Source organism: Rhodoferax sp. P2_H8_2, from assembly GCF_056403235.1.
In genome coordinates, this window is sequence record NZ_JBFUFW010000015.1 from 39,859 (window position 1) to 50,108 (window position 10,250).

Sequence of the window (10,250 nt, forward strand, 5' to 3'; positions counted from 1 at the left end):
CCATGAACCCATTGATCAGCGTACAAGACCTGCGGGTCGCATTTCGCATCAGCAAAACCCAAACCGTCGAGGCGGTCAAGGGTGTCAGCTTTGACATCCCTGCCAACAGCACGGTGGCTCTGGTCGGAGAGTCCGGCAGCGGCAAATCCGTCAGCGCGATGAGCATCGTTGGCCTCTTGCCAGACAACGCCGTCATCGCCCCGAGCAGCAAGATATTGTTCAACGGCCGCGATCTGCTTAAGGCGCCGATCGAGGAACTGCGGTCCATGCGCGGCAAGGACATTTCTGTAGTGTTCCAGGAACCCATGAGCTCGCTCAACCCGGTGTTCACGGTCGGAGAGCAAATTGCAGAAGTACTGCGCATCCACAAAAACATGAACGCGCGCCAAGCTCTGGACCGGGCGCTGGAGTTGATGAACGAAGTAGGCATCCCCAATCCCAAAGAGCGCCTGAAGTCGTATCCGCACGAGCTATCGGGTGGACAGCAGCAGCGCGTGATGATCGCGATTGCGATTGCCTGCGAGCCCAAGCTGCTCATTGCGGATGAGCCGACCACCGCACTCGACGTGACTGTGCAACGGCAAGTGGTTGAGTTGATGGCCCGCTTGCAAGAGCGGCACAAAATGAGCATGCTGTTTATCAGCCACGACCTTGGATTGGTGGGCGAGATTTCGGACCAGGTGGTGGTGATGCGCCACGGCGAAGTGCGCGAGGCCGGTGATGCGGAAGCTCTGTTTACCCAGCCGAAGGATGCCTATACCCGCGCCTTGCTGGCATGCCGCCCCAAACTGGACGACCGGCCGCGCCGCCTGGCCGTGATTGACGACATCATCAACAACAAACCCGTCGTCACGGAACAGCGTGTCACCCTGCCCGCCTCCGGCCCTGCGCTCATTGAAGTCAAGGGTTTGAAAAAAGAGTACTCGCTGAAAGCGGGATTGTTCAAGCGGGATATTTTCAGCGCAGTCAAGAATGCAGACTTCACCCTGCACAAGGGACGGACGCTCGGCGTGGTGGGTGAATCCGGCTCAGGGAAAACAACCATCGGCATGATGCTGACCCGACTCACCGATGCCACGGCCGGTAGCATCATGTTCGAAGGCATTGATCTGGCCAAACTCAGTGCTGCACAAATGCGCGCCTACCGTAGCCGCATCCAAATCATTTTTCAGAACCCATATGCGAGCCTGAACCCGCGCTTCAAAGTGGGCCAGATTTTGATGGAACCCATGCGCATTCACGGGATTGGCGCTAACGATGACGAGCGCGCGCAGCGCGCAGTGGCATTGATCGAAAAAGTAGGTCTGCCGCGTGAAGCGTTTGGCAAGTACCCGCACGAATTCTCGGGTGGCCAGCGCCAGCGTATCGCGATTGCGCGTTGCCTGACCATGAAGCCTGAAATCATCGTCTGCGATGAAAGCGTCAGTGCGCTGGATGTGAGCGTGCAAGCCACCGTACTGAATCTCTTGCTCGACCTGCAGGAAGAATTCGGTCTGACCTACGTTTTCATCAGCCACGACCTGGCTGTGGTCAAGTACATGGCCGATGACATTCTGGTGATGAACAAAGGCGAGATCGTTGAGCACGGCAGCTCAGATGCGATCTACGCGAACCCGCAACACCCGTACACCAAACAATTGCTGGGAGCCATTCCGAAAGGACTGCACGCATGAAAAAAACATTGATCAGTGTTGCGGTGACTGCGCTGCTACTGCAAGCCTGCTCCAAAGCGCCAGAACCCGTTGCACAAAACACCAGCCATGCCAGCGCTGTTGCATGGAGCAAACCGGATGGCGCCAATATCGACGCCATCTTTGCGCAAGCCAAGGCCAGCAATAAACCTGTATTCCTCTACTGGGGCGCAGTCTGGTGCCCGCCTTGCAATCAGGTGAAAGCCACGGTCTTCAACCGACAAGACTTCATCGAGCGCAGCAAGCTGGTGATACCGGTCTATCTGGATGGCGATACGCCGGGTGCGCAAAAGTTGGGGGCCCAGTTCAAGGTGAAGGGCTATCCCACGATGATTTTGTTCCGGCCAGACCGCACAGAACTCACGCGCCTTCCCGGGGAGGTAGACGCCCAGCGTTATGTCGAAGTGCTGGACATGGCTGTGTCTTCTGGAGTCTCTGTCAAAGAGTCTCTCGCAATGGCACAAGGCGCAGACAAGTCCAAAATGACGCCACAGGCTTGGCGCCAATTGGCTTACTACTCCTGGGATCAAGATGAAGCCCAACTGGTTGCAGCCAAAGATAAAGTGAACACGCTGAATGCGTTGGCCGCTGCTTGCCCACAAGAACTCAACGGCACGAAAGCGCGTCTTGCGCTCAAAGCCATAGTTGCCAGTGCGCAAGAGCAGCGCCCTCTGCCCGACACTGCACAGGCTATAGCCCAGACCCAGAAAATCCTTGGTGATGCTGCGCTGGCGCGTGAGAGCTTTGACATCCTGGTGAATTACAGCGCAGACATGCTTTCAGCATTGACTCCCAAAGCGGGTCCGGAACGTGCCACGTTGTCGTCACAATGGAGTGCCGCGCTGGATGTGTTGGCCAAGGATGCCTCTCTGTCCAACTCCGACCGCCTGAGCGCTGTCTACGCAAAATTGGATCTGGCAAAACTGGAAGCCTCTAAGGGCTCTCCATTTGCACCCTCCCCCACCTTGCTTGCCGAAGTGCGCGCAGCTGCCAGCAACGCCGACAAAACCATCACCAACCAATACGAACGCCAGGCAGTGATACCGGGCGCAGCCGATTTGCTCAGCAAGGCCGGTTTGCTCGATGAATCCGATGCACTGCTGAAAGCAGAGTTGCCCAAAGCCCTCTCACCCTACTATCACATGCTGGTGTTGTCTTCCAACGCGAAAGAACGCGGCGACAACAAGGCGTCGTTGGACTGGGCAGAACGCGCCTGGACCGAATCACAAGGCCCCGCCACGCGTTTGCAATGGGGTACGGGCTACCTGACCAAACTGATAGACATGTCACCGCAGGATGAGGCCCGTATTGCTAAAGCAGCTTCTGGCATCCTGGCCGATCTGGAGCCAAAGCCGGACACGTTCTATGAACGCAACCGTCGCAGCCTGCAAAAGATTGGCGTCAAGCTCAATGCGTGGAATGCCAAGGGGCAACATGGTGCGGTGGTCAAGAAGCTGGCATCACAACTTGATGCTATCTGCACGAAGCTGCCTGAAGGCGATGAGTCACGTACGGCTTGCATGGGTGCCTTCAAACCGGCCAAAGTTTAAGACTCTGAAAGCGGCTCACTGTCGCATCAAATAAAAAGGGAGCTCTGCTCCCTTTTTGTTGTCTAAATCTCCCAGACAAAAAAAGGACCGCCGAGGCGGTCCTTTTTATCGTCAGTTACCTAACTTTGTTATCAAAACTCGTAGCGAGCGGTCAGACGAACCGTGCGGGGAGTTTGGAACGAGGTTGCGTTGCCGTAGTTTTGGCTGACGCGACCAACGGTGCCAACCGTGGATGTACCGCGGCTGAAGTCGTTGATTTCGTTCAGTTCGGTGGCTTGCTGCGCGTTGAACACGTTAAACACGTCGGCTTGCAGTGTCAGCTTGTCCTTGCCAATTCTGGGCATGTAAGCAACTTGCAAATCCAGCGTGTGCGTCCATGGTGAACGACCTTCGGTACCACGCTGACCTAGAACGGTCACGCCTTGGGCGTTGACGTAATAGTAGGTGGAAGCAGTGGTGTACCCTGTTGCATCACCCGGAGTTGTGCTGGGCACAAAACCAATGCGGCTCATTGGACGACCCGAAGTGGAGTTCAGGTTGGCGCCAATACGCAACGTATCGTTGATGGCATAGGTTCCGAACAGTTTGATCGCGTGCGTGCGGTCATTCGGCAGGTAACCGTCGCTACCATCGGTGAACGTACCGAAATCGAAGTCCTGGCTAACACCCGCATCTTCTTGGTCGATCGTGGAGTTCACGTAGCCTTCAGCCGTACCCTTGCTTTGCGACCAGGTGTACGAGCCAGCCAGACCCCATTTGCCGTCAAAGGCCTTCTCAAACGAGAACTCCAGAGAGTCGTACTTGCGAGTGTACAAAGCGAGCTTTGTAGCTGAAGCCGGAATTGTGAACGACTTCAACACACCATCGTTGTTGAGATCCATCATCAGCGTCACGTCACGACCAGGATTGACCAGTTGGCAGCCAGCCATCGTGTGATAGTCAAAGTTGGGGTAACCATTTGCTTTGACATAGGTCCCTACGGATGCAGGGTCGCACCAATCGTCCATACCATTGTTGATCACACGGTGGGTGTACTTCACACCAGCGGTCCAACCCTTGGCAATCGCCTTTTGGAAACCGAGGATGTATTCATCCTGGCTCATAGGCTGCAGGCTCGTGTCGGCGATGGTCGCAGGCAGAGCCAGGGAACCGTCGCTGGACACAACTGTGCTACCCAGTTGGGAAGTCACGATCGGCCTGGAGGTGCCAGGTGCGAAGCCATTGAACAGCCAGTAGGATTCGGTCACCGACTCGCCGCGGGTCGCGCGGATGTTGGTGTTGGAAGCCACAGGGATGTAATAACGGCCGGCGTTGGCGTAGACCTTCAATGAGGAATCGCTGTTCACGTCCCAGGCAGCACCAATGCGCGGTGCCAGCAAGTTGTCTTTCTTGATGAAGCTAACGCCATCGCCGTTCTTGTTGTTGAACGACTCCCAACGCAAACCACCATACAGCGTGAAGTTTTGAACCTTCCAGCTGTCTTCCACATAGTAGGCAGTATTTTCAACAGCGTAGGTGCCGCTGGTGTTGTTGGATGTCCGCAGACGCACGTAGTGCGTGCCAGCCGGAACGGCAACGCCGCCAACGGTGCCGGTGGACAGCAGTTCACGCCAGTATTGACCACCGTCATATGGTGAGCCGCCTGCTTCGGAGGAATCGAACTTCTGGTTGTCGATACCAGCACGGATGGTGTGCGAACCAATCGTGTAATCCACGTCAACACGGAACGCCTTGCGGACGTCGTCATCGGTCGGAGGAGCCAGAGGATCACGGCCACCGCCGCCGGGGAAGGGCTGCGCCCAGCAACCAGCGTAGGTTGTACCTGGCAGAACGTAAACCACAGGGCACGTTGATGCGGAAGTACGCGCGCCAGAAGTCAACAGTTGTTGGTCACGCACTTGACCAATCAATGCCGACAGGGTCAGGTTGTCAGTCAGGTAGCCGGTGTACTTACCGATGAAGATGTCGCCACCGGAAGTTTGCAGGCTGGCCGTAGGCACGCCATCGTTGCTGGTGCTGTACGGTGATGCGTTGGTGTAATCCAGGATGGCGACTTCCTTCTTGTTGGAAATCGCAGTCACTTCAAAGCGGTGGTTGTCGGTCGGCGTGAAGTCGATCTTGATCAGGCTCTTGGGCTTGCGCGACGAAGTGGCCGTGCTTTGGTTCTCTTTGAAGTCGTTGGTCTGGTCGTTAAACCCTTCCACCAAACCGAAGAAGAACAACTTGTCCTTGATGATCGGGCCGCCAATGTAGGCATTGGTACTCAGCGAAGAGCGTGTGTCATCTTGTTGGAACAGCGTATAACCTTTGCCCGCTGCTTCAGGTTCGTTGTCCTTGACGTTCTGTCCCTTGGCGCGCAATGTTGCTGGCTCCCAGTACACAGAAGCGCCGCCCTTCCATTCGTTGGTACCGCGCTTGGTGGACAAGCTGATCACGCCACCCAGCGAACGGCCGTATTCGGCACCGTAACCACCGGTCTTGATCTGCTGCTCGGCAATCGCGTCGAAAGGCAGTTCTGCGTATGACAGGAAGTTGCGGATGTTGGTAACGTCGAAGCCGTTAATGTAGTAGCCGTTTTCAGCAACAGACGCACCGCCGAAAGAAGGCACGCCACCAGCGCCCAAGCCAGCATCACCCTTGACGACACCAGGAGCCAGCAAAGCCACGGAGTTCACATTGCGGGGGACCGGCAGTGCTTGCAGTTGTTCTTGAGTGAACACGGTGTTCGACTCCACACTCGCCACGTCGATGGAAGAGCGGGTACGGGTGCCGGAAACTTCCACTGTACCTAGGGAAGCGCCATCCAGCACAACTTGGGTACCGGAGCCGATTGCCACCGTAGCTTCACGGGTCACCCCAGCAGAGGTGACCTTGTAGCGGCCAGGTTGCATTTTGGGCAGTGTGAACTTGCCGCTTGCATCCGTTTGCACGGTACGGGTGGAACCGTTATCAACGTTCGTGATAGAGACCGAGGCATTGGCCTTGGCTTGACCGTAAAGAGTGCCCTCAGAACTTTGTGCATAGGCTACGGACGAAATCATCAGACCTACGGCGATAGACAAAGAGGTACGGCGCAAAGCTTGCGCGCTTACCAGGCCCCTTGCGGGTGCGTGTAGAGCACTTTTCATGCATTAACTCCAAAAAATAGATGAACACTCTGGATAAGAGCAATATTTAGACCACGTTACATGTGTTCCAACATAAAAAACACATGTTTGTTACATAGTCGTGACATGACTTTACCCAACTATGACCGGAAGGTCATTAGTTAATCCCCTGCCTTTTGTGCTCTGGTTGCGAAAATACGTCACCACAATTCTCATTGTCTTTTTTAGTAATTACGTTCTGCAAAATTCAAAGAAAAAAGCCCGCAGGCTCTCGCCTGCGGGCTTTTGAGTCAAGCTAAATCAGCTTGAATTAGAACTTGCGTGTGTACTGGACAGACAGAGTCACAGCACGGGGTGCAGTGAAGTTCTGTTCCATCTGGGACAGCGGATTGACGGTACTACCAGCGCCACGAACATTCAGCTCTTCGTTAATAGAAGTGACTGTTTGTTGATTGAACAGGTTGTAGATGTCAGCCTTCACCAAGAGGCCCTTGATCAACTCTGGCTTGTACATGAAAGCCAGATCGAAACGGGATTCTGTTGGCAGGAAGCCCATGCCGCCACGGCCTTCTGCACCTGGGCAGACAAAGAAAATCGAGCCGTAGCCGCCACCAATACCGAACGAGTCTTGCGCGGTAGGCAGATTCTGCGTGCACGAACGTGGGCGACCGGATGCAATCAATGCATTTGCGGAAATTGCCCACTCTTTGTTCAGCTCCAGCAAACCGAATGCCTTGAACTGATGGGTACGCTGGTTAGGCAATGCACCCGAGCTGTTAATCATCAGCTCAGGGAAGTCCCACACGGAGGTGAAGCTCACGTCGGCTTGACCGTTGTCAGACTTTTGCTGACCTTCAGTGTTGCCTTCGCTCTTCGAGTACGTGTAGTTGAACTTGCCGTACCAACCGTCAGCCAATGGGTGTTCCGCCATGAAATCCAAAGCGAAATAGTCACGCTTCATGGTCTCTGGGAAACCCCAATCCTTCCAATCAACGGTCACAGTACGCAGTGTGCCTGCGGCATCCACTGGGACGATGAAGGTGTTGGAAGACTTACCTGGGTTGAACAGCGAACCAGCCCAATGGCCTTCAACATAGTCCTTCTCGGCTTGGCTTGTCAGCTTTGCCATGACCGGACGTGGATCAGACACGTCATCAATAGAGCTGATCAGCTTGCGGTAGTTGAATCGCGCACCAACATTCCACTTGGAAGACAGTGCCTTTTCAAAGCCGATGGTGAACTCGTCTTGCGTATTGGACTCGATGTCGGTTGCAGCCAAAGCAGCGGGGTTTGGAGGAACACCAAACTCGTTGTTAGGCGAATACAGGTTGCCGATTGGAACCAGGCCAGTAGGTGCACCAGTTGCAGCATCCACACCGGTATAGGTGTAGTAGCGCTCAGTATTCAAAGAACCACCAGCGAAGCGAACTGCCAGATTGGCAGGCACTGGCAGGTGGTAACGGCCTGCTGTACCGAACACCTTGAAGGAGGAGTCACCATTCACGTCCCAGGCAATCGCTGCGCGAGGCGCAATTTGGGTTGTCTTCTCGATGATGGTTTGATCCAGCGAGTTGGTATTGCGGAACTGTTCATTACGCAGACCCAATGTCAACAACAGATCTTTGGTGACCTGGAATTTGTCTTCAATGTATTGCGCTGCTTGACGCACTTGTGGTGTAGCACCAGTCACTTGGTGGGTCTCGTCCACGTAGTAACCTTGTGCACCCAGCGGGCTGCCTGTGCTGTTAGGCGCAGCAGTCATGCCAGCCAGGACTTCACCGGGGTTTGCTGCCTTCAGGTAGGTCCAGCCGCCACCGCCAGCAGACGAACTGCCGTTAGTTGCCTGGATGTGGTTGGAGTCGATACCAACACGCAAAGTGTGCTTGTCATTGAGTTTCCACTCAACGTCGAAACGATAACCGTCGTTCGAATCGTAAGCATCATCACGCAACAGGCTGGATGTGAAACCCTGAACTGATGTCGGTGTGTAGTTAAAGCCCGGAGCGCGGTTGGCTGGTGCCGCAGTGATCGGGTATTGCCCTGGAATATAACCAGAAGGGATTTGCGAACGAAGGGTCTTGGATTTACCCATCAGCGCTTGAACAGTAACGTCGGGTGTGATGTAGCCTGTGTACTTCAGGATATTGATGTCAGCACCTTGCGCGGCTGCAACAGCTGCACCCGTAGCAGACAGGAATGGGACACCAGCGCCGTAGTTAACGAAAGAAGCTCCGCCAGCCTTGATGTTGTTGCGGGTCAGCGTGGCGTAATTGAAACCGTAGTACGACTCATTGACTTCAGAACGGTCACGCATACCTGTGAACTCAAGGTGGTGATCGTCAGTAATATTCCAGTCCAGCTTCAGCAACTGGCGAGGAACATTGGATTCTTGCTCCAACCAGCCCAAGCTACCTGCGGTCGGCGCAGAAGACGCCAAACGGGTGGACTCTTGGGTGTAAGTGTTTTTCTCAGCACCGTAATAGAAAAACAGCGTGTCCTTGATGATCGGGCCGCTGATTGCGAAATTAATCGACTTCTCATCACGCTTGTTGTCCTGGTTGTAATAGAACACCTTGCCATCCGTACCGGCGTTGCTTGCAGCGCCAGTATTTGCATACATGATGTTCTTTTGGGCAGAGCGCAAGCTATTCGGAGCAATGGAGAAACCAGTGCTCATTTCGAATTCATTGGATCCGCTCTTGGTGGTCAAGTTGATGACACCACCTGTGGAGCGACCAAACTCAGCGCCGTAGCCACCGGTAATCACCTGGGCTTGGGCAATGGCGCCAAACGGGGTGGATGGATAACCGACTTGGTACAGGCCGTTAGTAACGGTAAAACCGTTAATGAACACGGCGTTTTCGGAAGAGCCGGAACCACCGAAGCTTGCTGCATTGGCGCCGTAGCGGAAATCAGCCTTTGTCGTGTTGGGCGCCAACTGAACGATGGAGGCAACAGTCTTCGCAATAGGCAAAGACTCCAGTTGCTTGGCGGTGAAGGTTGCACCGCTATTGGCGGTAGATACGTCAATCGCCTGACGACGGCCAGTCACTTCCACTGCAGCCAAACCTGCCGACGCGAAGCGAACTTCAGAACCTTGACCCAGCAAGACTTCCACTTCCGTGGTGCTGGTAACGGCATCACCCTTGACCAACTGTGCCTTGTAGACACCAGGAGGCAGCGATGTAGCAGTGAATCGGCCATTTGCGTCTGGGGTAATAGTGCGTTTGACGCCAGATGCGTTTTCAATGTGAACCGTAGTACCTGGGGCAACCTGTCCGAAGATAGTACCTGTAGCATTGGATTGTGCGAAAGCGTTAGTGCCAACTGCAACATTCAGAGCCAGTGCGCCGAAGGCAACAGTCAATGCTCGCGCAACTACTGTTTTCTTCAGCAGAAGTGCTCTGCTTTGCGATTTCAGTTCCATGGTGATCCTTTAAAACATTGGAAATTGGAGCAAAATTTGCGCCGTTATCGACGACCAAACACAAGCCTTGTGCGCAGCCTCCATTTCGTGTCAGTAACTGTAAGGTAACAACCCGTAAATTTGGGTCGCGACCCATTCAATGGGTCCATTTTTTTGGCGTTGTGTCGCTGAAATACATCACCCGTTAAAAGCGGGTCTGCCCGGCACAAAAAGGGAGAAATCTGCTTTCCCGCCTAATGACCAATAGGTATTTATTTCAAGCAATAAAAAAGGGCCCTCGGAGGGCCCTTTTTGGTAGTGCCTGCTGGCACGCAGTGCTGCTTACTCCACCTTGAAGTTGAACTCCTGGGTGGCAATGACATCACCGGAGCCATCGTTGGTGCACTTGTACTGCATCATCGCCTGGCGTACAGCCGCATGGAATACGCGTGGGCCGGAGAGGATTTCCACGCTCTTGACCTGACCACCCGAGATC

At 54.5% G+C, this 10,250-nt stretch carries 4 protein-coding genes; 2 read left to right on the forward strand and 2 right to left on the reverse strand.

The features are described from left to right. The first annotated feature begins 2 nt into the window (after nucleotides 1-2). On the forward strand, nucleotides 3-1,673 hold the full coding sequence (locus tag AC1DV6_RS18340; RefSeq protein ID WP_477980005.1) for an ABC transporter ATP-binding protein: 1,671 nt from the start codon (nucleotides 3-5) through the stop codon (nucleotides 1,671-1,673). Then, entirely contained in the window at nucleotides 1,670-3,241 is a 1,572-nt protein-coding gene (locus AC1DV6_RS18345) for a thioredoxin family protein (RefSeq protein ID WP_477980007.1), read from the forward strand. The genes AC1DV6_RS18340 and AC1DV6_RS18345 overlap by 4 nt, the downstream gene beginning before the upstream one ends. 131 nt (nucleotides 3,242-3,372) lie before the next feature. On the opposite strand, the gene AC1DV6_RS18350 is transcribed toward AC1DV6_RS18345, so the two are convergent. Next, entirely contained in the window at nucleotides 3,373-6,369 is a 2,997-nt protein-coding gene (locus AC1DV6_RS18350) for a TonB-dependent receptor (RefSeq protein WP_477980009.1), read from the reverse strand. Between the two features lie 289 nt (nucleotides 6,370-6,658). After that, the gene (locus AC1DV6_RS18355) at nucleotides 6,659-9,775 is read right to left on the reverse strand and encodes a TonB-dependent receptor (protein ID WP_477980011.1); all 3,117 of its coding nucleotides are present in this window, start codon (nucleotides 9,773-9,775) and stop codon (nucleotides 6,659-6,661) included. Between the last annotated feature and the right edge of the window lie 475 nt (nucleotides 9,776-10,250).

What these genes read in the sequence shown, in the direction of transcription:
- AC1DV6_RS18340 (WP_477980005.1), top strand. Translation starts at nt 3, where the DNA reads ATGAACCCATTGATCAGCGTACAAGACCTGCGGGTCGCATTTCGCATC.
- AC1DV6_RS18345 (WP_477980007.1), top strand. Translation starts at nt 1,670, where the DNA reads ATGAAAAAAACATTGATCAGTGTTGCGGTGACTGCGCTGCTACTGCAA.
- AC1DV6_RS18350 (WP_477980009.1), bottom strand. Translation starts at nt 6,369, where the DNA reads ATGAAAAGTGCTCTACACGCACCCGCAAGGGGCCTGGTAAGCGCGCAA.
- AC1DV6_RS18355 (WP_477980011.1), bottom strand. Translation starts at nt 9,775, where the DNA reads ATGGAACTGAAATCGCAAAGCAGAGCACTTCTGCTGAAGAAAACAGTA.